Source organism: Pseudosulfitobacter pseudonitzschiae (assembly GCF_900129395.1).
In the GTDB taxonomy this organism is placed as follows: Bacteria; Pseudomonadota; Alphaproteobacteria; order Rhodobacterales; family Rhodobacteraceae; genus Pseudosulfitobacter; species Pseudosulfitobacter pseudonitzschiae.
The window spans coordinates 489,036-510,127 of the sequence record NZ_FQVP01000002.1; the positions used below are offsets into that span (position 1 = coordinate 489,036).

General features: G+C 60.7%; 23 protein-coding genes. 17 read left to right on the top strand and 6 right to left on the bottom strand.

What is annotated here, in order from left to right:
- The first annotated feature begins 60 nt into the window (after positions 1-60).
- Positions 61-816: a sulfite exporter TauE/SafE family protein gene (locus tag BUC08_RS06660; protein WP_037925104.1), complete on the top strand. Its 756-nt coding sequence runs from the start codon at positions 61-63 to the stop codon at positions 814-816.
- Positions 817-872: 56 nt separating this feature from the next.
- Here the strand turns inward: BUC08_RS06660 and BUC08_RS06665 are convergent, their stop codons facing one another.
- On the bottom strand, positions 873-1,208 hold the full coding sequence (locus tag BUC08_RS06665) for a hypothetical protein (protein ID WP_037925107.1): 336 nt from the start codon (positions 1,206-1,208) through the stop codon (positions 873-875).
- A 320-nt stretch (positions 1,209-1,528) separates the two neighbouring features.
- Between BUC08_RS06665 and BUC08_RS06670 the strand changes: the two genes are divergently transcribed.
- The 11 genes from BUC08_RS06670 to BUC08_RS06720 all read left to right on the top strand — a co-directional run bounded on the left by BUC08_RS06670 (position 1,529) and on the right by BUC08_RS06720 (position 9,703).
- Positions 1,529-2,383, top strand: a complete 855-nt coding sequence (locus tag BUC08_RS06670; protein WP_037925109.1) for an HpcH/HpaI aldolase/citrate lyase family protein — start codon at positions 1,529-1,531, stop codon at positions 2,381-2,383.
- A 4-nt stretch (positions 2,384-2,387) separates the two neighbouring features.
- A complete protein-coding gene (locus BUC08_RS06675) occupies positions 2,388-2,933 on the top strand; it encodes an NnrU family protein (RefSeq protein WP_037925110.1) in 546 nt (181 codons plus the stop codon).
- 10 nt (positions 2,934-2,943) lie between these two features.
- Positions 2,944-3,147, top strand: coding sequence for a DUF1737 domain-containing protein (locus BUC08_RS06680; RefSeq protein WP_028954851.1), 204 nt, complete (start codon positions 2,944-2,946; stop codon positions 3,145-3,147).
- Complete coding sequence (locus tag BUC08_RS06685) at positions 3,144-4,175, top strand: MaoC family dehydratase (protein WP_037925112.1); 1,032 nt, start codon at positions 3,144-3,146, stop codon at positions 4,173-4,175. The genes BUC08_RS06680 and BUC08_RS06685 overlap by 4 nt, the downstream gene beginning before the upstream one ends.
- Before the next feature lie 209 nt (positions 4,176-4,384).
- On the top strand, positions 4,385-4,768 hold the full coding sequence (gene sdhC / locus BUC08_RS06690) for a succinate dehydrogenase, cytochrome b556 subunit (protein ID WP_037925116.1): 384 nt from the start codon (positions 4,385-4,387) through the stop codon (positions 4,766-4,768).
- Between the two features lie 11 nt (positions 4,769-4,779).
- The gene (gene sdhD, locus BUC08_RS06695; RefSeq protein WP_037925118.1) at positions 4,780-5,151 is read left to right on the top strand and encodes a succinate dehydrogenase, hydrophobic membrane anchor protein; all 372 of its coding nucleotides are present in this window, start codon (positions 4,780-4,782) and stop codon (positions 5,149-5,151) included.
- A 25-nt stretch (positions 5,152-5,176) separates the two neighbouring features.
- Positions 5,177-6,982 carry a succinate dehydrogenase flavoprotein subunit gene (gene sdhA, locus BUC08_RS06700; RefSeq protein WP_037925120.1) on the top strand — a complete coding sequence of 602 codons (1,806 nt, stop codon included), beginning with the start codon at positions 5,177-5,179 and terminating at the stop codon, positions 6,980-6,982.
- A gap of 3 nt (positions 6,983-6,985) precedes the next feature.
- Entirely contained in the window at positions 6,986-7,681 is a 696-nt protein-coding gene (locus tag BUC08_RS06705; RefSeq protein WP_037925122.1) for an FkbM family methyltransferase, read from the top strand.
- Positions 7,678-8,004 (top strand): hypothetical protein, encoded by a 327-nt coding sequence (locus tag BUC08_RS06710; protein ID WP_037925123.1) that lies wholly within the window; start codon positions 7,678-7,680, stop codon positions 8,002-8,004. Before BUC08_RS06705 ends, BUC08_RS06710 begins: the two co-directional genes overlap by 4 nt.
- Positions 8,005-8,016: 12 nt before the next feature.
- A complete protein-coding gene (locus tag BUC08_RS06715) occupies positions 8,017-8,796 on the top strand; it encodes a succinate dehydrogenase iron-sulfur subunit (protein ID WP_037925124.1) in 780 nt (259 codons plus the stop codon).
- A 61-nt stretch (positions 8,797-8,857) separates the two neighbouring features.
- Positions 8,858-9,703: an urea carboxylase-associated family protein gene (locus BUC08_RS06720; protein ID WP_037925127.1), complete on the top strand. Its 846-nt coding sequence runs from the start codon at positions 8,858-8,860 to the stop codon at positions 9,701-9,703.
- A gap of 34 nt (positions 9,704-9,737) precedes the next feature.
- Here the strand turns inward: BUC08_RS06720 and deoD are convergent, their stop codons facing one another.
- From deoD to BUC08_RS06735, 3 genes are all read right to left on the bottom strand, one after another.
- Positions 9,738-10,442, bottom strand: a complete 705-nt coding sequence (deoD, locus tag BUC08_RS06725) for a purine-nucleoside phosphorylase (protein ID WP_037925128.1) — start codon at positions 10,440-10,442, stop codon at positions 9,738-9,740.
- 156 nt (positions 10,443-10,598) lie between these two features.
- Entirely contained in the window at positions 10,599-10,925 is a 327-nt protein-coding gene (locus tag BUC08_RS06730) for an H-NS histone family protein (protein ID WP_037925130.1), read from the bottom strand.
- Positions 10,926-11,056: 131 nt separating this feature from the next.
- On the bottom strand, positions 11,057-13,018 hold the full coding sequence (locus BUC08_RS06735; RefSeq protein WP_037925133.1) for a protein meaA: 1,962 nt from the start codon (positions 13,016-13,018) through the stop codon (positions 11,057-11,059).
- A 205-nt stretch (positions 13,019-13,223) separates the two neighbouring features.
- On the opposite strand from BUC08_RS06735, the gene BUC08_RS06740 reads away from it, so the two are divergent.
- From BUC08_RS06740 to BUC08_RS06760, 5 genes are all read left to right on the top strand, one after another.
- Positions 13,224-14,588, top strand: coding sequence for a 1-acyl-sn-glycerol-3-phosphate acyltransferase (locus BUC08_RS06740; protein WP_037925135.1), 1,365 nt, complete (start codon positions 13,224-13,226; stop codon positions 14,586-14,588).
- Between the two features lie 137 nt (positions 14,589-14,725).
- Positions 14,726-16,006 (top strand): crotonyl-CoA carboxylase/reductase, encoded by a 1,281-nt coding sequence (ccrA, locus tag BUC08_RS06745; protein ID WP_037925137.1) that lies wholly within the window; start codon positions 14,726-14,728, stop codon positions 16,004-16,006.
- 363 nt (positions 16,007-16,369) lie between these two features.
- Positions 16,370-17,089, top strand: a complete 720-nt coding sequence (locus tag BUC08_RS06750) for a helix-turn-helix transcriptional regulator (protein WP_037925141.1) — start codon at positions 16,370-16,372, stop codon at positions 17,087-17,089.
- A 100-nt stretch (positions 17,090-17,189) separates the two neighbouring features.
- Entirely contained in the window at positions 17,190-17,828 is a 639-nt protein-coding gene (locus tag BUC08_RS06755; RefSeq protein WP_037925144.1) for an acyl-homoserine-lactone synthase, read from the top strand.
- A gap of 50 nt (positions 17,829-17,878) precedes the next feature.
- Positions 17,879-19,414, top strand: coding sequence for an ATP-dependent DNA helicase (locus BUC08_RS06760; protein ID WP_037925145.1), 1,536 nt, complete (start codon positions 17,879-17,881; stop codon positions 19,412-19,414).
- Here BUC08_RS06760 and BUC08_RS06765 read toward each other — a convergent pair whose 3' ends face one another.
- Positions 19,415-20,176 (bottom strand): TIGR02186 family protein, encoded by a 762-nt coding sequence (locus BUC08_RS06765; RefSeq protein WP_397467041.1) that lies wholly within the window; start codon positions 20,174-20,176, stop codon positions 19,415-19,417.
- Positions 20,176-21,090: a sulfite exporter TauE/SafE family protein gene (locus BUC08_RS06770; RefSeq protein WP_037925153.1), complete on the bottom strand. Its 915-nt coding sequence runs from the start codon at positions 21,088-21,090 to the stop codon at positions 20,176-20,178. Before BUC08_RS06770 ends, BUC08_RS06765 begins: the two co-directional genes overlap by 1 nt.
- Positions 21,091-21,092 lie beyond the last annotated feature (2 nt).

Here is a 21,092-nt window from a genome sequence, read left to right on the forward strand (position 1 = left end):
GCGGTGGGCAATGTTACCCGCTAACCTTGAATGCAGTGCAAAGGTTTCCAAGGAGTTAACGTGCTGGAACTGGATTGGGCGTTCTTTGCGGTGGCAGGCCCCGCGGTGATGTTTGCGGGGGTGTCAAAGGGCGGATTTGGCTCGGGCGCGGCCTTTGCAGGGGCGTCGATTCTGGCACTGGTGGTCGCGCCGGGGCTGGCGCTGGGGGTGATGCTGCCGATGCTGATGCTGATCGATGTCGCAACGCTGGGTCCCTACTGGGGCAAATGGCGCTGGCCGGAGACGCGGTTGCTGATTCTGGGGGCGTTGCCCGGTGTTGTGCTGGGCGCGGGGTTGTATGGTGTGGCCGATGCGGATGTGTTCCGGGTGCTGATCGGCGTGATTTCGGTTGCCTTCGTGGCGTGGCAGGTGGGCCGCGCGCGTGGCTGGATCCCCGCCGCGTCACGGCCCCTGGGCCAGGGTGCGGGCGCTGTTGCGGGGATGGTTGCGGGTTTTACCAGCTTTGTCAGTCACGCGGGCGGCCCACCTGCGGCGGTCTATCTGCTGTCGCGCGGCATGACCAAGACCGAATATCAGGCCTCTACGGTGCTGTTGTTCTGGGTGATCAACGTGGCCAAGTTCGTGCCCTATGCCTATCTGGGCATGTTCACGCTGCAAACGGGGCTGGCCAATCTGGCGCTGGCGCCTTTTGCGCTGGCGGGGGCGTGGATCGGGGTCAAGGCGCACAGGCTGGTGCCGGAACGTGCGTTCTTTGCGCTGACCTATGTGCTGTTGGTGGTGACGGGGGTAAAGCTGATTTGGGACGGGTTGACTTGAGGCCATGAAAAAGGCGGCCACGAGGGGCCGCCTTTTGCATGTCAGGTCGTCAGAATTCAGGCGTCCTTGCCGGGCGCTGGCAACGCCTCGGCCAGTTCCTCGAACGCTTGTCCCGATGCCACGAGGCACGTCATCCCCGCGGGCGTGGTCACCGTGATTGTCCAGGTGCCGGTTTCGGACGAGGCAAACACCTCGATCACCTGGTTGTTGGCGCCCAGGCCCATGGACTGGCGGGTTTCGCCGTAGCCAGACGCCAGACGGTCGACCACCATGGCGCGCGGACCGCAGTTGCGGGCGCTGGATTGCGCGGCCACATGGCCGGCAGCCGTCAGATACAGTGTGGCGGCGGCGGTCAGTGCCGCCAGATGCAGGAATGTCTTGTTGCGTGTCATGATGTTCAGCCTTTGGTCAAAAAGGCGTCACCCGCAGTCATCTGGCCTGATCCGGTTGCCCGGCGATGACCGGGCGGCCCCGGTTCCTGTGCTGTCGCGACACCCCTTCCGCAAAGGTTCGGCGGCCCTGCCAAAACGGCCCTCCCGGTGATATCGGACGGCATCAGCCTGCGCCCCGAGTGGTAAATAATGGTTAACGGGCCGTGCGCCGCTACGGAAAATTTGAGATTTGCTGCATTGCGGCGCGTTTCCACTTGAACCTTTCGCAAAAAAATGCCCCTTTGCGCGCAACATTATTACCCGACCCGAAAGGCAGGCTTATGTCACTCGACCGTCCGTTGCGCTCCGTTCTCTACATTCCGGCCTCCAAGCCGCGCGCCTTGGACAAGGCACGTGGGTTGCCCGTTGATGCGATCATTTTCGATCTCGAAGATGCGGTGACCGCCGAAGAAAAGGAAACCGCGCGCGGCACATTGGCAGAGGCGCTGGCCCAGGGCGGCTATGGTGCCCGGATGAAGATCATTCGCATCAATGGTCTGGATACCGCATGGGGTGCTGACGATGCGCGTGCTGCCGCTGATATGGGGGCCGACGCGATCCTGTTGCCCAAGGTGTCCAGTCCCGCCGATCTGGACGCGCTGGCCGCGATCACCGGTGATGCGCCGCTGTGGGCGATGATGGAGACCCCCGCAGGCATGTTGAACGCCGCCGCCATCGCAGCCCACCCCAAGCTGCAGGGGTTGGTGATGGGGACCAACGATCTGGCGAAAGAGTTGAACACGCGCGCACGGGCCGACCGCCTGCCGTTGCAGGCCGGACTGGGCCTGTGCCTGCTGGCGGCCAAGGCGCATGGACTGGCGATTGTGGATGGGGTTTATAACGCCTTCAAGGACGACGAGGGGCTGGCGCTGGAATGTGAACAGGGCCGCGACATGGGGTTTGACGGCAAAACGCTGATCCACCCCGCGCAGGTAGATGTGACCAACACCGCATATTCTCCCTCCGAGGCCGAGATCGACACCGCCCGCCGACAGATCGAAGCCTTTGACGCGGTCGAAGCCTCGGGGCAGGGTGTGGCTGTGGTTGACGGCAAGATTGTCGAGAATCTGCATGTTGAAACCGCACGCAAACTGATCGCACAGGCCGAGGCCATCGCGGCCATGGCAGAAGGTTAAACCTATGACACTGCTTATTCTCGGGGTTCTTTTGTGGGCAGCGGCCCATTTCTTTAAACGTGCCATGCCTGCACAGCGCGCCGCCATGGGCAATGCTGGAAAAGGTGTTGTCGCGCTTGCGCTTGTGGCCTCTGTGCTGCTGATGATCTTTGGCTACCGTGCGGCGGATGGAGCGTTTTTCTGGGGGCGTCATCCGGCGACCACGGGGATCAACAACCTGCTGATGGTTGCCGCCCTGTATTTCGTCAGCCCCGGCCCGAAGAAGGGCGCGATTTTCTACAAGATGCGCCACCCGATGCTGACGGGTTTCTCGTTGTGGGCCATCGCGCACCTGTTGGTGAACGGCGATGTGCCATCGTTCGTGCTGTTCGGCGGATTGCTGGTCTGGGCGCTGGCCGAAATGGCGGTGATCAACCGCGCCGAGCCCGCATGGACACCGCCCGCCAAAGGGTCGATTTCCAAGGATGTCATGTTCCTTGGCATTTCTTTCGTGCTGCTGGGGGTGATCGGTGCGATCCACAGCTGGCTGGGTTATAACCCGTTCGGGTAAGGATAAGACTATGAAACTCTACCGTTTTCTGTCCGAAGAGGACACTTCCGCCTTTTGTCACAAGGTGACGGATGCGCTGAACAAGGGGTGGGAACTGCATGGCAGCCCGACCCAGACATGGGACCACGCCGCAGGTGTCATGCGCTGCGGTCAGGCCGTGGTGAAAGAGGCCCCCGGCACCTACACGCCCGACACCAAGCTGGGGGCGCATTGATGAAGACCAACGCGGGCCGCTTCTTTGAAGACTACACGTTAGGGCAGGTGATCGACCACGCGGTGCCGCGCACCGTCAAGATGGGCGAACGCGCGCTGTATCACATGCTGTATCCGGCACGACACGCGCTGTATTCGTCCGACCAGTTCGCCCAAGGTTGCGGTCTGCCGTTCTCGCCGTTGGATGATATGATCGCCTTTCACATCGTTTTCGGAAAAACCGTGCCCGATGTGTCGCTGAACGCGGTGGCGAACCTTGGCTATGCCGAGGGGCGTTGGAAATTGCCGGTTTGGCCGGGCGACACGCTGCGCGCGCGGTCCGAAGTGATCGGGCTGAAGCAGAACTCGAACGGCAAGACGGGCGTGGTCTATGTGCGCACCACCGGCCTGAACCAGCATGACGAGGAAGTGCTGGAATATGTACGCTGGGTCATGGTGCGCAAAGGGAACGTTGATGCGCCGGCCCCTGAAACCGTGGTGCCGGAACTGAGCAACGTGGTGGACCCCGCCGCGTTGGTGATCCCCAAAGGGCTGGATTTCAGCAACTACGATTTCACACTGGCGGGTGAGCCGCACCGCTGGGGGGACTATGAGATCGGCGAGCAGATCGACCACGTGGATGGCGTCACCGTGGAAGAGGCCGAGCACATGATGGCCACGCGCCTGTGGCAGAACACGGCCAAGGTGCATTTCGACACCTCGGCGCGGCCCGATGGCAGCCGCCTGATCTATGGCGGTCATGTGATTTCGATGGCGCGGGCGTTGTCGTTCAACGGGTTGGCCAATGCGCAGATGGTCGTGGGGCTGAACGGTGGCGCACATGCGAACCCCTGCGTGTCCGGCGACACGATCCGCGCGTGGTCCGAGGTTCTGGACAAGGCCGAAACCAGTGCCCCCGGCGTTGGCGCGCTGCGGCTGCGGCTGGTGGCGACCAAGGGGGGCGAGCCGTTCCAGTTGCGCGGAGAGGATGGCAAATATCTGCCGGATGTTCTGCTGGACCTGGATTATTGGGCCTTGGTTCCGCTTTAAAGACAAAAGCAGGATGGGCGCGTAAATCCTATAAAAACGCTCATGTTTTATTTGTGATCACGGCATCTCGGACTGTGATCACAAATGGTTGAATATTGATGGGTGCACCAAAAAACCACCCCTGTTAGTGGTAACAAATTGGCGCATCTACGTGACAGCGCGAAAAAACGGTTTAGTAAGAGACCAAGCACCAAGCCAAAGGAGTCGTCATGGCCGACGTGAACCGGGGCAACCGCCCGCTCTCACCGCATCTGACCATCTACCGCCCGCAGCTGACGTCGATGACGTCGATCCTGACACGGATCACAGGCAACGCACTGCTGGTCACCACATTCCTGATCACATGGTGGTTCATTGCCGCCGCGACATCGCCCGAAGCCTTTGCCACCGCGGACGGTTTCCTGACCAGCTGGTTCGGTGATCTGGTGATGACGCTGTCGCTGTGGGGCCTTTGGTATCACACGCTGGCCGGTGTCCGGCACCTGATCTGGGATAACGGCGTTGGCCTTGAGATCAACACGGCCGAGAAACTCGGCTGGGCCGTTATCGGTGGATCGGTCGTTCTGACCATCCTGACCATCATTATTATTTAAGGGGGCCACCGATGCGTTATCTCACAGACCGCAAGCGCGCCACTGGCATGGGGTCGGCCAAATCCGGCACAGCCCACTTCTGGGCGATGAAAGTCAGCGCCGTTGCGCTGCTGATCCTGATCCCGCTGTTTGTCTTTACCTTTGGTCCGTTGCTGGGCAAGCCGCACGCCGAGGTGCTGGAATACTTCAGCCGTCCGTTCCCGGCCATCGTCGCCGCGCTGACCTTTGCCGTGACCATGAAGCACTTCAAGGACGGCGTGCAGGTGCTGATCGAGGACTATGTCCACGGTGTTGCCGAAAAAATCTCGATCGTGGTGATGATCTGCGTCTGCTACGCCATCGCGGCGACAGGCCTTTTCGCCATCGCTCGCATCGCACTTTAAAACGCCAGTCAGAGGAGACATTTCAATGGCTGCATATGAATATGAAACACACGAATACGACGTTGTCGTCGTAGGCGCCGGTGGCGCTGGTCTGCGTGCGACGCTGGGCATGGCCGAACAGGGCCTGCGCACCGCTTGCGTGACCAAAGTGTTCCCGACCCGCTCGCACACCGTTGCCGCACAGGGCGGCATTGCCGCGTCGCTGTCCAACATGGGCCCCGACAACTGGCAATGGCACATGTACGACACCGTCAAAGGGTCGGACTGGCTGGGTGATACGGACGCGATGGAATACCTGGCCCGCGAAGCGCCCAAGGCGGTTTACGAGCTGGAGCATTACGGCGTGCCGTTCTCGCGCACCGACGAGGGCAAGATTTACCAGCGTCCCTTTGGCGGCCACACCACCGAATTCGGCGAAGGCCCCGCCGTGCAGCGCACCTGCGCCGCTGCCGACCGGACCGGCCACGCCATTCTGCACACGCTGTACGGCCAGTCGCTGAAGCAAAAGGCCGAGTTCTTCATCGAATATTTCGCCATCGACCTGATCATGTCCGAAGAAGGCGAATGCCAGGGCGTGATGTGCTGGAAGCTGGACGACGGAACGTTGCACCTGTTCAGCGCCAAGATGGTCGTGCTGGCCACCGGCGGCTATGGCCGCGCCTATTTCAGCGCAACCAGCGCCCACACCTGCACCGGCGACGGTGGCGGTATGGTGGCGCGTGCGGGTCTGCCGCTGCAAGATATGGAGTTCGTGCAATTCCACCCCACCGGCATCTATGGTGCGGGCTGCCTGATCACCGAAGGCGCGCGCGGCGAAGGTGGTTATCTGACCAACTCCGAAGGCGAACGGTTCATGGAGCGTTACGCGCCCCAGTACAAGGATCTGGCGCCCCGCGATTATGTCAGCCGCTGTATGACAATGGAAATCCGCGAAGGCCGCGGTGTCGGCAAGAACGGTGACCACATTCACCTGAACCTGTCGCACCTGCCGCCCGAGACGCTGAAACTGCGCCTGCCGGGCATCTCGGAAAGCGCGCGGGTCTTTGCCGGTGTGAACCTGAACAAGGAACCGATCCCCGTGATCCCGACCGTGCACTATAACATGGGCGGCATTCCCACGAACTATTGGGGCGAAGTGCTGTCCCCGACCGAGGATGACCCCGATCGCGTCGCACCCGGCCTGATGGCCGTGGGCGAGGCGGGCTGTGCGTCGGTGCACGGGGCGAACCGGCTTGGCTCGAACTCGCTGATCGACCTCGTGGTCTTTGGCCGTGCTGCGGCGATCCGCGCGGGCAAGATCGTGAACCCCGACAGCGCCGTGCCCACGCCGAACCCTGCGTCGGTTCAGGCCGCTTTGGACCGTTTCGACAACACCCGCTATGCCAAAGGCAGCACGCCCACCGCCGAACTGCGTCTGGAAATGCAGCAGACCATGCAAAAGGACGCCGCCGTCTTCCGTGAGGACAAGACATTGCAGGCGGGCAAGGTTGCCATGGACGAGATTGCCGGCAAATGGTCCGACATCCAGGTCACCGATCGCAGCCTTGTGTGGAACTCGGACCTGATGGAAACGCTGGAACTGGCGAACCTGATCCCCAACGCCGTGGCAACCATCACGGCAGCGGCGGCGCGCAAGGAAAGCCGCGGGGCACACGCCCACGAGGATTACCCCGAGCGCGACGACGAGAACTGGCGCAAGCACTCGTTGACATGGTTCGATGACAACAAGGCGACGCTGGGCTACCGCGCGGTGCACATGGACCCGCTGACCAACGAAAGCGAAGGCGGGATCGACCCGAAGAAGATCGCGCCGAAGAAGCGGACGTTCTGAACCATGCTTGGTGAAATCCGGCGCACGCTCAAGTCCGAAGGGTTGGCTGTCCATCCCATCAAGACGCGTGCGTTCTATCTGAAAGGATACGGATTTTCCCCCGATGTCGTGTTTGACGTCGGGGTGCATGACGGCACGCCGTGGCTGTACAAATCCTTTGCCGATGCGCGCTTTGTGCTGATCGACCCGCAGGCAGATTGCGGTGAGGTGGTGCGCGCGTCGGGGCAGCTTGACGATTTCGACTTTCACGCCGTGGCGCTGGGCGCCGAGACGGGCACCGCGACCTTGAACGTGCCCGAAACGGCACCGGGCAAAGGCGGGGCGATGGCGTCGTTGATGGAGCGGACGGACAATCTGGCCGCCACCTTCAACAAGGTCGAAACCTATGACGTGCCGGTCAAGCGGCTGGACGACGTGGCGGCCGAATATGACGGCCGCGTCGGGCTGAAGGTCGATACCGAAGGGTTTGAAACTGCGGTTCTTGCAGGCGGGCCCGATACCCTGAAACGTTGCGAATTCGTGATACTGGAGTTGAGTGTGACCGAACGGTTTACCCAATCGACCCCGCCCTCTGCGGCCATTGCGCTGCTGGCGGATGCGGGACTGGAACTGCGCGATATTCTTGCCATCGCGGACGGTCCCGGCAAACGCGCGCAGCCGCGGCACATGGACGTGATGTTCACGCGGTGGGCGGCATGAAGGCGCTGTTGATCGTATCGCTGCTGACGCTGACGGCCTGCGCCGAAACCACCCAGGCGGTGGACGGCGTGGCGCGCCGCTCGGCCAAGGCGGCTGTGGCCGAAACCTTTGCCACCCGCTTTCCCATGGTGCCCAAGGCTGCCGTGACGCCGTTTTCCGACTGTGTCATCGACAACGCCTCGGCCCGTGAAATCGGCGAATTCGCCAAGGACGCCGTGATTGGCGTCAGTGAGACAACCGTTGCGCTGGTTCGAAGTGTGATCGAACGGCCAGAAACACAATCATGCATCACCAAGGCAGGCCTTGCGGCCCTGACCGCGTAAAGGAGACACCAGATGGTTCAACTGACGCTTCCCAAGAACAGCCGGATCAAGACCGGTAAGACATGGCCCAAGCCCGAAGGTGCCACCAACCTGCGCAAGTTCCAGATTTACCGCTGGAACCCCGACGACGGGAAGAACCCGCAGGTCGACACCTATTGGATTGATCTGGATTCCTGTGGTCCGATGATCCTGGACGCGCTGATCAAGATCAAGAACGAGATCGACCCGACGCTGACCTTCCGCCGGTCCTGCCGCGAGGGGATTTGCGGGTCCTGTGCGATGAACATCGACGGCATCAACACGCTGGCCTGCATTTATGGCATGGACGAGATCAAGGGCGACGTGAAGATCTATCCGCTGCCGCACATGCCGGTGGTCAAGGATCTGATCCCCGACCTCACGCATTTTTATGCCCAGCACGCATCGGTCATGCCGTGGCTGGAAACCAAGACCAACCGCCCCGCGAAAGAGTGGAAGCAGTCGGTCGAGGATCGCGAAAAGCTGGACGGCCTGTACGAATGCGTCATGTGCGCCTGCTGCTCGACATCCTGCCCCAGCTACTGGTGGAACGGCGACCGTTACCTTGGGCCAGCCGCGTTGCTGCACGCCTATCGCTGGATCATCGACAGCCGTGATGAGGCAACAGGCGAGCGCTTGGACGACCTTGAAGACCCCTTCAAGCTGTACCGCTGCCACACCATCATGAACTGCGCCAAGACATGCCCCAAGGGCCTGAACCCGGCCGCAGCGATTGCCAACATCAAGAAAATGATGGTCGAACGCGCCGTTTGATCCATCCGTGGCGCGCCCTTCACGGGGCGCGCCCTTTGCCCTCTGACCCGAGGTTGCACCTGTGCCCAATCCCCCAGACGATGCCGACGCCCGCCGTGCCATAGCGCCGGTGATCTGCTATCCGGTCGAAACCCTGCCGCAGCCTGACATGGCACTGTATTCAAGTGCGCGCGCGAGCATGACCAAGGTGGATGCGGTGACCGTGCCGCCGCGCGATGCCGCGACCTTTACCGTGCCCGCTGGCCACATCTTTCGTATTTCATCGGTGGAGGGGCCGCAGGTTGGCGACCTGAACCTGTGGAACGCCCGTGACCTGTCCGAACGCTTTTATTCCGGCAAGACCCGCGCCCTGCACGGCACCCACATCACCACCGGCGACCGCATGTGGTCCAGCTTTCCGGCGATGCGGCCCATGGCCACCGTGATCCACGACACGCTGGACTGGTATGGGATCGACAGTTTTGGCGGGTCAGTGCACGATGTGATCGGCACCCGCTGCGATCCCTATACGCATAACCTGCTGGCAGGTGGGCAATACCACCACTGTTGCCACTCGAACCTGACCCGCGCGCTGGCGGATCACATGGGCGTCGCGCCACAAGAGGCCGAGCCTCATGTGCACGATGTGCTGAACGTGTTCATGTGCACGGGCTTTACCCGCGACACCGGTCAGTATTTCATGAAAGCCAGCCCGGTCCGACCCGGCGACCACATCGACTTTTTCGCAGAGATTGACCTGTTGGGCGCGCTCAGCGCTTGTCCGGGCGGTGATTGTTCGTCGGAACATTCAAGCGACACTGCGCCGTGCTATCCCTTGCTCGTCGAAGTGTTCAAACCGGAATCCGGCGCGCTTGCGGACTGGCAAGCACCCGAACCCAACGGCTATACCCGCACGCACGGCCGCTGAGGCCCGAAGCACGCCCCTGTGGATGCTGATGTGGTCACGTAAAGGCCGCTTCAAGTGCAATCTCGACCATATCGCCAAAGGTCTTCTCGCGGTCTTCCGACGGCAAGGCCTCACCGGTCTGCAAATGGTCGCTGACGGTCAGCACTGCAAGCGCCCGTCGCCCGTGCCGCGCGGCCAGCGTGTACAGCTCGGCCGCCTCCATCTCGACGCCCAGAATTCCATGGCGGACCATCTGTTCGTCCAGATCGGGGCGCTCGGCATAGAAGACATCAGATGAGTAAATACCACCCACATGTGTCTTGGTCCCGCGCGCTTCGGCCGCTTTGACTGCCGCCGACAGCAGGCCGTAATCGGCGCAAGGTGCAAAGTTCAGCTCGCGGAAGATGCCGGATGAGGGTGAGGTGATGGTGCTGGCTGTCATCGCAACGATCACGTCACGGATGCCCACCTGTGGCTGCATCCCGCCACAGGACCCGATGCGGATCAGCGTTTGCGCGTTGTAATCGCGGATCAGCTCGTTGGCATAGATCGACAGCGAGGGCATTCCCATGCCTGACCCCTGGATCGTCACGCGGTTGCCCTTGTAAGTGCCGGTAAATCCCAGCATCCCGCGCACCTCGTTGACCAGTTCAGCCCCTTCCAGAAAGGTCTGGGCCGCCCATTTGGCGCGGTAGGGATCACCCGGCATCAGCACGGTTTCAGCGATCTGGCCGGATTTGGCTCCGATATGGACGGTCATTGGGGGCTCCTGCAATGTATCCCGTCCAGATTGCCCGCATGGAGACGGTGGAGCAAGAGGACACGTTAGGGAAGCCAGGGTGTTGGAAAGTTCTGCAACGGCATTTTGCGGAGTACCCGGAAGATGCCGTTGCTGAAAAGAAACGCTGCGGTCCGATTAGATTTCCAGATCGGCGGGCGTTTTGCCGGATTCAAGCGCTTCGACGTACCACTTGGGCTGGCGGCCTTTGCCGGTCCATGTCTGGGAGGCGTCCGCCGGGTTCGCATATTTCGGCGTGGAGGGGCGTTTTGCTTTTCCGGCCTTTTTCGAACCTGCCGCTCCGGCCAGTTCATCCAAAGAGAAGCCGTATTCCGCAGCTGCTTTTTCGGCCGCTTTGAGTGCTTCGCGACGATCGCGGACCTGTGCGGTTTTGATCGCAGCTTTTACGTCAATCAACAATTTCTCCAGATCTTTGTGGGACATGGTGTTGAGATCAATATTCATTACTGTGCCTTTCCAAGTGCGTACAATACTGCATCGCGCATAAATACGCATTTGGCAAGCATCTGAAATTGGGCGCACATTCTCCCAATTGTGAAAACGGATCTGAATTCCCGCATCCGGGGTAATTGACGCTATTCAGCGGCAACCGCTTTTGGATCTACCAAAGTAACGATATCTTTCATTATCGTATTCAATTCAAAGTCCTTTGGGGTATAGACCCGCGCCACGCCAAAGCCTTTCAGGCGTTTCGCGTCTTCGTCAGGAATAATTCCGCCGACGATGACGGGAATATGCCCCAGACCCGCATTGCGCATTCTTTCCATCAAATCCTCGACCAGCGGCACGTGGCTGCCGGAAAGAATGGACAGCCCGACAACATGGGCCTCTTGTTCAATTGCGGCATTCACAATTTCTTCGGGTGTCAGGCGGATGCCGTCATAGGTGATGTCCATGCCGCAGTCGCGGGCGCGGACGGCGATTTGTTCGGCCCCGTTGGAATGGCCGTCCAGACCGGGTTTGCCCACCAGGAACTTCAACCGGCGGCCCAGCTTGTCACTGACGGTATCGACGGCGGCGCGCAGGTCGTCCAGCCCTTCGGTCTTGTTCGACACAGAGGCTGAAACGCCCGTGGGCCCCCGGTATTCGCCGAAGACGCTGCGCATCTGTGCGGCCCATTCGCCCGTCGTCACACCGGCACGGGCGGCGGTGATCGAGGCGGGCATGACGTTCTCGCCCGCCGCTGCCGCCGCGCGCAGATCGGCCAGTGCCGCGTCCACGGCGGCCTGATCACGATTGCTGCGCCATTCTTTCAGACGGTTGATCTGATCGGCTTCGGTGGCGGGGTCGACGGTCATAATCCCGCCATCTTCCGTCATCAGCGGCGACGGTTCGGTATTGGTGTATTTGTTCACCCCGACAACCACGGTTTCACCTGCTTCAATACGGCTCAGGCGGTCCGAATTGGATTGGACCAGTTGCGCTTTCATATAGTCGATGGCGTCAATCGCCCCGCCCATGCCGTCCAGGTTGTCCAGTTCCGCGCGCGCTCCGGCTTTCAATTCTTCGACTTTGGCGTCGACCGCAGGGTTGCCATCAAACAGGTCGTCGAATTCCAAAAGGTCGGTTTCAAAGGCGAGGATCTGTTGCATACGCATCGACCATTGCTGATCCCAGGGGCGCGGCAGGCCAAGCGCTTCGTTCCACGCGGGCAATTGCACCGCGCGGGCGCGTGCCTTTTTCGAAAGGGTCACCGCCAGCATTTCGATCAGAATACGGTAAACGTTGTTTTCAGGTTGTTGTTCGGTCAACCCAAGAGAGTTGACCTGAACGCCATAACGGAAACGTCGGTATTTCGCATCTTCGACCCCGTAACGGGTCGCACATATTTCGTCCCACAAATCGACAAAGGCGCGTATTTTGCACATTTCGGTCACAAATCGAATTCCGGCATTTACGAAAAACGAAATACGCCCAACCAATACGGGAAAGTCTTCTGCCGGTACGCGGGGTTTCAATGCATCCAGAACGGCGGTGGCCGTGGCCAGCGCAAATGCCAATTCCTGCTCGGGCGTGGCACCCGCTTCTTGCAGGTGATAGGAACACACGTTCATCGGGTTCCATTTCGGCACGTTGGTGTAACAATACTCGGCCACGTCCGCGATCATCTTCAGCGACGGGGCAGGCGGGCAGATATAGGTGCCGCGGCTGAGGTATTCCTTGATCAGGTCGTTTTGTACCGTGCCTTGCAGCCCCGCCACATCCGCGCCCTGTTCTTCGGCGACGGCGATATACAGCGCCAGCAGCCACGGGGCGGTCGCGTTGATCGTCATCGAGGTGTTCATCTGCTCCAGGGGAATGTCCTGAAAAAGCGTCCGCATGTCGCCCAGGTGCGCCACAGGCACACCAACCTTGCCCACTTCGCCACGTGCCAGAATGTGATCGCTGTCATAGCCGGTCTGCGTCGGCAGATCGAATGCGACAGAGAGGCCGGTCTGGCCCTTTTCCAGATTCGACCGGTACAGCGCATTCGACGCCTTGGCGGTCGAATGGCCTGCGTAGGTACGGATAAGCCAGGGGCGATCTTTTTGTGTCATCGAAAGGCCTCGTGAATCTGTGTGGGCAATATTATTGCGTTGTGACCTAGTTATACGAAACTTTCGGGTAGTGTCAATTCGCTGCGTTGCGGCGTAAACGCATTTTCTGACCTTTGCACGATCAACATGCCGCCACGGCGCTGCGGTGTGCATCTTTGTGCAGTTGCTTGTTGTCCTCGGACCGATCCGGCTGCAAATGTGAGCCATGACGCAAACCATCCAACTTCCGCTGTGGCTGTTCATCGTTATCGTGTTGTTCGCAACTGTCACGGCGCTGAGCCATTTCCTGTTGCCTTCGGTGCGTTGGTTTTTCCGGCGCCGTTTGGAAAAGGCTGTTGCGCGGCTGAACACGCGCCTGACGCGGCCGATCGAGCCGTTCAAGCTGGCGCGCCGCCACGACATGATTCAGCGGCTGGTCTATGACCCGCAGGTTACCGCAGCCATCGTGGACCACGCGCATACGGAAGGGGTTCCGGAAAACGTCGCCTTTGAACAGGCCAAACGCTATGCCCGCGAGATCGTGCCCAGCTTTTCCGCCTTTACCTATTTTGGTGTCGGCATCCGGATCGCGCGGTTCCTGGCCAACACGGTTTATGACGTGCGCACCGGTTTGCTGAATGAAACCGCCCTTAAGAACGTGGCGCCGGATGCGACGGTGATCTTTGTGATGAACCACCGGTCCAACATGGACTATGTTTTGGTCACCTATCTTGCCGCGCGTGCGTCCGCCTTGTCTTATGCGGTGGGCGAATGGGCGCGGGTCTGGCCGCTGAGCGTGTTGATCAAGTCGATGGGGGCCTATTTCATCCGTCGCAAATCCCGTGGAGCGCTCTATCGGCGGGTGCTGCAACGCTATGTTCAGATGGCCACCGCTGGCGGTGCGACACAGGCGATTTTCCCCGAAGGCGGGCTGTCGTTGACTGGACGCGTGATGCCACCCAAGCTGGGGCTGCTGTCCTATGTGGTCGAGGCGTGGGAGGAATCGGGCCGCGAGGTGGTCTTTGTCCCCGTGGCCATCAACTATGACCGGGTTCTGGAAGACCGTATTCTGATTTCCGCCAACAACGAAGGCAGCCGCCGGTTCCGCGCGCGCATCTCGGTGATCCTGTTCTATATCCTGCGCAAGGGCTGGCTGCGGTTGTTCGGCAAGCAAATGCGCTTTGGCGAGGCGGCGGTGGTCTTTGGACAGCCAGTGGCCCTGTCCAGTTACGCGCCGAAGCCGGATATCGAGGTGCTGGGGGCCGATTTGATGCGCCGGATCGAAAGCGAGATGCCGCTGTCCTTTGTGCCGGTGCTGTCCCGTGTGATGCTGCGGGCCACGGCCCCGATGGATCACGATACACTGCAACAGGCCATGCAGGCCGAGATACGCGCGGCCAAGACAAATGTTCTGGCGTCACGGGATTCGATCCGTAACATCAGCCTGAAAGCGGAAAAACACATGCTGTTGCGCGGGCTGATCATCGAAACAGACGGGACCTATGCGATGAATCCAGCGGAACGGGAGGTGTTGCAGTTCTATGCGAACTCGATCGAGCATTTTTACCCGGATGCTGCGCCTGCGTCCTGATTTTCTGCGCGCGCAAAGTCATAAAATTACAAAATACTGTCAAATGCGGTTGCAATATTACTCAGGTCTTAATATTTCATCCTAAACCCGCCGCGATTCTGCACTGCGGCGTTTCATCTTTGGTTAAGGAGACTGGCATGGCTTTGGACACTGGCATCGCGCACTACGAAGCACCTGAAAAGGACCTGTACGAAGTGGGCGAAATGCCCCCGTTGGGTTATGTCCCCAAGCAGATGTACGCCTGGGCCATCCGCCGTGAACGTCACGGCGAGCCGGACAAGGCCATGCTGCAAGAGGTGGTGGACGTACCCGAGCTGGACAGCCAGGACGTGCTGGTCCTGGTGATGGCTGCGGGCATCAACTATAACGGCGTCTGGGCCGCCCTCGGCCAACCGATCAGCCCTTTTGACGGCCACAAGCAGCCCTACCACGTTGCAGGCTCCGACGCTTCGGGCATCGTGTGGGCCGTTGGTGACAAGGTGAAGCGCTGGAAAGTCGGCGACGAGGTGGTGATCCACTGCAACCAGGATGACGGCGACGACGAGGAATGCAACGGCGGCGATCCGATGTATTCGCCCAGCCAGCGCATCTGGGGTTACGAGACGCCCGACGGTTCGTTCAGCCAGTTCACCCGCGTGCAGGCACAGCAGTTGATGCCGCGTCCCAAGCACCTTACTTGGGAAGAAAGCGCCTGTTACACGCTGACGCTGGCCACGGCCTATCGGATGTTGTTCGGTCACGAGCCGCACGACCTGAAACCCGGCCAGAACGTTCTGGTCTGGGGCGCGTCGGGTGGTCTGGGGTCCTACGCGATCCAGCTGATCAACACTGCGGGTGCCAACGCCATCGGGGTGATCTCGGACGAAAGCAAACGCGATTTCGTCATGGATCTGGGCGCCAAGGGCGTTCTGAACCGCAAGGACTTCAAATGCTGGGGTCAGTTGCCCAAGGTGAACACGCCCGAATACAACGCCTGGTTCGCCGAGGCGCGCAAGTTCGGCAAGGCGATCTGGGACATCACCGGCAAGGGCGTGAACGTCGACATGGTGTTCGAACACCCCGGCGAGGCGACATTCCCCGTGTCCACTTTCGTGGTGAAAAAGGGCGGCATGGTTGTGATCTGCGCGGGCACATCAGGTTTCAACCTGACCTTTGACGTGCGCTATATGTGGATGCACCAGAAGCGTCTGCAAGGCAGCCACTTTGCCCACCTGAAACAAGCGTCTGCCGCCAACCGCCTGATGCTGGAACGTCGTCTTGATCCGTGCATGTCCGAGGTGTTCTTGTGGAAGGACCTGCCCGACGCGCACATGAAGATGCTGCGCAACGAGCACAAGCCCGGCAACATGTCGGTTCTGGTGCAGGCCCCCAAGACCGGCTTGCGTACATTCGAGGACGCATTGGAAGCCGGGCGGTAATCCTGCCCTGCGACAACACGCAGAACGCCCGCGAATCACATGTGATGCGCGGGCGTTTTTGCGTTTGGCAGCCACATGTTACAGGCAAAATGCCCGAAAAACCGCCCCTCGCCATTTCGGGGGAGTACCAATACGCGAATTTATTAAGGAAAATCGCTCATGCTATAGTTGAGTTAACCGACTGTTAACCAACTGAGGGCGAACCTGACATGAAGAGCGATTGGATTTTAGATGTTCTGACGGATCTCAGGGCCTTTGCCCACGCAAACGGATTGCCCGTTCTGGCCGAGCAGCTGGACGACACCGCAATCGTTGCAATGGCTGAGATCTCGGGAAAGGCAGAACCGGTTACAGGCGGGCCCGATGACGCTGAATGCGCAGATGGAAACCATTTTGGAGAGGCTGGAGCGGTCTGACACTCTGGAAATTCTCCAGGAAGTCATTGAAGAGTTTGCCAAGGTTTTTGGCGTCAATCACATGATCTACCACTGGGTGGATAGTGCGGGGGATCAATACGGATGTGGTACATATTCCGACGATTGGCGTACACGTTATCTGGAACAGAACTACCTGCGCATCGACCCGGTGGTGATCGGGTGTTACCAGCGATTTCATCCTGTTGACTGGAGACGTTTGGATTGGTCCAGCAAGGCGGCGCGCGCATTTCAGGCAGAAGCGAGTGAATACGGCGTCGGAAATCAGGGATTTACCGTGCCGATCCGTGGCCCCAACGGGCAGTTTGCACTGTTTACCGTATCGCACAGCTGCGACGATGCCACATGGGACACATTCACCGAAACCCACCGCCGGTCGCTGATCCTGATCGCCCATGCGTTCAACCAAAAGGCGCTTGAATTCGAACCAGACCGCCTGCCGGAACAGGCCCGCAACCTGTCTCCACGCGAGATTGACAGCATCACCTTGCTGGCGATGGGCTACAGCCGCGCTCAGGTGGCTGAAACCCTGTCGATTTCCGAGCACACGCTGCGGGTCTATATCGAAAGCGCACGCTTCAAGCTGGGGGCGATGAACACCACGCACGCGGTTGCCCGCGCCATGAGCCGGGGGCTGATTGTTGTCTAGCGTTGCGCATCGGCGCCGTGCTGCGTGCGGTGGGCTTGCCTCACGTTAACGATGTCGCGGCTACGCCATTGACCATTCGGATCAATGGGGAGCCACACACATGCTGCGCTATATCTACGGCACCGACCTTCACACCTGTCCCGCTTTGCGCGACGCGATGTTCCGCGACCGCGCTGACCAGTTCAAAACCCGGCTGGGCTGGGAGGTCAGCGTGGACGCCACAGGGGCCGAGCGGGACCGCTACGATGATTTGAACCCGCTCTATGTGATCTGGGAAGAACCCGACGGCAGCCACGGTGGCTCGATGCGCTTTCTGCCCACGACGGGGCCGGTGATGGTCAACGATCATTTCGGCCATCTGACGGGCGGCGTTCCCATCGCCAGCCCGCGCATTTGGGAATGCACCCGGTTCTGCCTGTCCCGTGGTGCGGGCAGCCATGTGGCGGCCGCGTTGATGCTGGGCGGGGGCGAGATCATGCAGAACTTTGACGTGGACCATTTCGTCGGCGTTTTCGACGCGCGTATGGTGCGCATCTACCGGATGATCGGATCGTCCCCCGAGGTGCTGGGAAGCCAAGGCACAGGGCGCAGCCAGATCAGCGTCGGCCTGTGGCAGTTCGACCCGGATGCCAAGGCCGCCGTGGCGCAGCGGGCAGGGCTCAGCGCAGAGCTGTCACGCCAGTGGTTCGACCGCTCCTTTGGCGGTGCCCGCGCACAAAATCTGGCGCGGACAGGCTAAAGCGCGCCTTGCCTCTGGTCCCCGCCGCGACCCGCCTTTAGTGTCGCGGAATGACCGATACCGCCGTTACATATTCCGACGATCAGGCCGTGGCCCATGACGCAGTGACCGAGATGCTGCGGGGCGCGGGCATTGATCTGGACGAACAGCTGCTGATGCCGCCGAAGTCATCGGCCAGTGCGGTGATGGCGGTCACCGGCAAGGCGGGATCGGGCAAGACCCTGCTTTTGGCGCAGCTCTACAAGGCGTTGGAACAGGCCGGGGTCGAGGTCGTCTCGGGCGATTACGAATCGCGCAAGCGCAAGGAAAAGCGCACGCTGGCGATCCTTGCGCCCACCAACAAGGCGGCGAGCGTCCTGCGTCTGCGCGGGGTGCCTGCCACGACGATCCACCGTATTCTGTACACACCGGTTTATGATCCCGAATACGAACGCATCGCCGAATGGCTGGCGGGCAACGGTGAACGGCCCGAGATTGCCGATCTGACCGACGTGGCGCTGGACCGGGCCGCGGCCTTTTATGCCAACAACAAATCCATTCCCGGCGCGCTGGCCGCCGCTGGCCTGCGCGGCAGCGATTTCATCACCGGATGGAAGCGCCGGGAAGAGCCGCTGGACATCGGGTTTATCGACGAATCCTCGATGCTGGATGACAAACAGTTCGAGGATCTCAAGGAGATTTTCCCGACGCTTTTGCTGTTCGGTGATCCGGCCCAGCTGGCCCCGGTGGGGCAATCCGGTACGATGGTCTTTGAAAAGCTGCCCGCACCACGGGTGTTGAACCTGAGCCGCATCCACCGGCAGGCCGCCGACAACCCGATCCTGGATCTCGCACATGCGCTGGCCGATCCAGCGTTGGAATTCCACCATTTCGAAAAGATGATCGAAGACGCCGCGAAACGGGACGAACGGGTGGTCTGGGGTCAGCGGGTCGAGGTTGACCTGATGGCGCGCAGCCCTGTTCTGGTCTGGCGCAACGCCACGCGCATCCGCCTGATCAACGCATTTCGCACGGTTTACGGCGCGCCCGAGGATGCGTTGATCGAAGGTGAGCCGTTGATTTGCGACGGGATCGAACTGCCATTGAAGCATCGCAAGAAACGGTTGGACCTTGAGGCGCGCGGCCTGATCAAAGGGGCGCAGGTGGTGTTTCTGGGGTCTGGGCGCAAACCGGGCTTTTCGCGCCTGCATGTGATGGGCGCGGAAGACCCGCAGATTTCCGCCGCCTCGATCGTGAAAATCGAAAAGCCGGACGAGGAAGAGCCCTTTATCCCCTTCGCCGCGCGTATGGGGGCAACGTTCCTGCACGGGGCTGCTGTGACCATTCACAAGGCGCAGGGCAGCCAGTGGGATACAGTTCAGGTCTTTGCCCCCGATCTGTTCGTCGCGGCCCGCATGGGGCGTGTCGAGGCGGGGCAACCCTTGTGGAAACGGCTGGCTTATGTGGCGATCACCCGCGCACAGGACAGGCTGATCTGGGTCGTGCGCAACCGGCTGTCGAAACCGACCGAACCCTTGCGGGTGGATGATCTGCGTGCGGTTCCCGCCGCTCCGCTCAACCTGGCCGAGCCGGAAGCGTTCCTGTAGCTACCGCCGCAATAGGGCAAAGCCTGCCGATGCGCCCCAGCCTGCGGCAATGGCGATGGCGATCGACATCAGGCCGTACAAAAGCGGCTGGTTGCGCGACAGGGCAAACAACCAGCGTTCCAATCCGACTTTTCGCACTTCGATGGTGGTTTGATATTGCGACACCACTTTGCCGTCGCGGGTCAGGAAAATGCGGGTGATATAGCCGCCCTCGGTGACCGCTGACGGCAGCTGGATGGAAGTGCGGAACAGGGTTTGCTGGTCGACAACGACATTTTCTTCCAACACCTGATAGAGGCCCATATTGCCCCGGATGCGGATCAGCGCACGGGTAAAGGCCGCCGAGTCCAAGATGGTCATTGGCGCCCCCACCGAGCGGATCGCGCGGGGCACCGTGATGCGATACCGCAGGTCTTCGATATTGGACAGAACCTCGCGCAGCGGCCCGCTTGACGCCACGGCGTAATAGCTGGGCGCGCGGTCGACCTCGACCGCATCGGTGTTGATCCAGATGCCAAAGCGGCGTTCCTTGCGGCGCACCGTGACGGGGGTGGACGGACCCGAAACCGTGATCACCACCTCAAGCGGCGAACCGGACGGGATTGGTTCCTCACGCAGGACCGCGCCGAAAATCAGGATGTCCGATCCGTTAAAGCTGGCGGTGATCGCCACCTCGTCCTTGGACAGGCCCAGCACGACCTCTTCCGCCCGCGCAGGCAAGGTTGCGCAAAAGGTCAGAAAGGCAAGCACCAGCCCCCGCATCATTGCATCACCGGCGGGGCAACCGAATAAAGCTCGGAGGGTTGCAGCAGCAGCTCAAGTGCCAGCTTGCCGCAGACGATCATCACCAGCAGGGCCAGCAGCACGCGCAGCTGTTCCGCTTTCATCCGCAGGCCGATGTTGGTGCCGATCTGCGCGCCGACCACGCCGCCGACCAGCAGCAGCACTGCCAGAACCACGTCCACGGTATAGTTGGTGGTGGCGTGCAACATGGTGGTGAATGCGGCCACAAAGATGATCTGGAACAGCGAAGTACCGATCACGACCTTGGTTGGCATCCCGAGGATATAGATCATCGCGGGCACCATGATAAATCCGCCACCCACGCCCATGATCGCGGCCAGCACCCCGACGGACAGGCCCACCAGCAACGGCGGGATCACCGAGATATACAGACCCGAGACGCGAAACCGCATCTTGAAGGGCATCTTGTGCACCAGCCCGTGCTTTTTGCGTTTCGGTTTCGCCCCTGAAGACGACCGGCGCAGGGCTGCCAGGCTTTCGACAAACATCAGCGTGCCGATGATGCCCAGAAAAACCACATAGCAAAGCCGCACCATCAGGTCGACCTGACCGATCGACCGCAGATAGTTGAAAACCGCGACACCTGCCGCGGCTCCGATCAGGCCACCGATCAACAGGACGGTGCCCATCCTGAGGTCCACCGTGCGCCGCCGGAAATGGGCCAGCACGCCGGAAAAGGACGAGGCGACAATCTGGTTCGCACCTGTGGCCACGGCGACAGCAGGGGGGATGCCGATAAAGAACAGCAGCGGTGTCATCAGGAACCCGCCACCCACGCCGAACATGCCGGACAACATGCCGACCAACCCGCCCAAGCCCAACAGCAAGAAGGCATTTACCGAAACTTCCGCGATGGGCAGGTATATTTGCATGA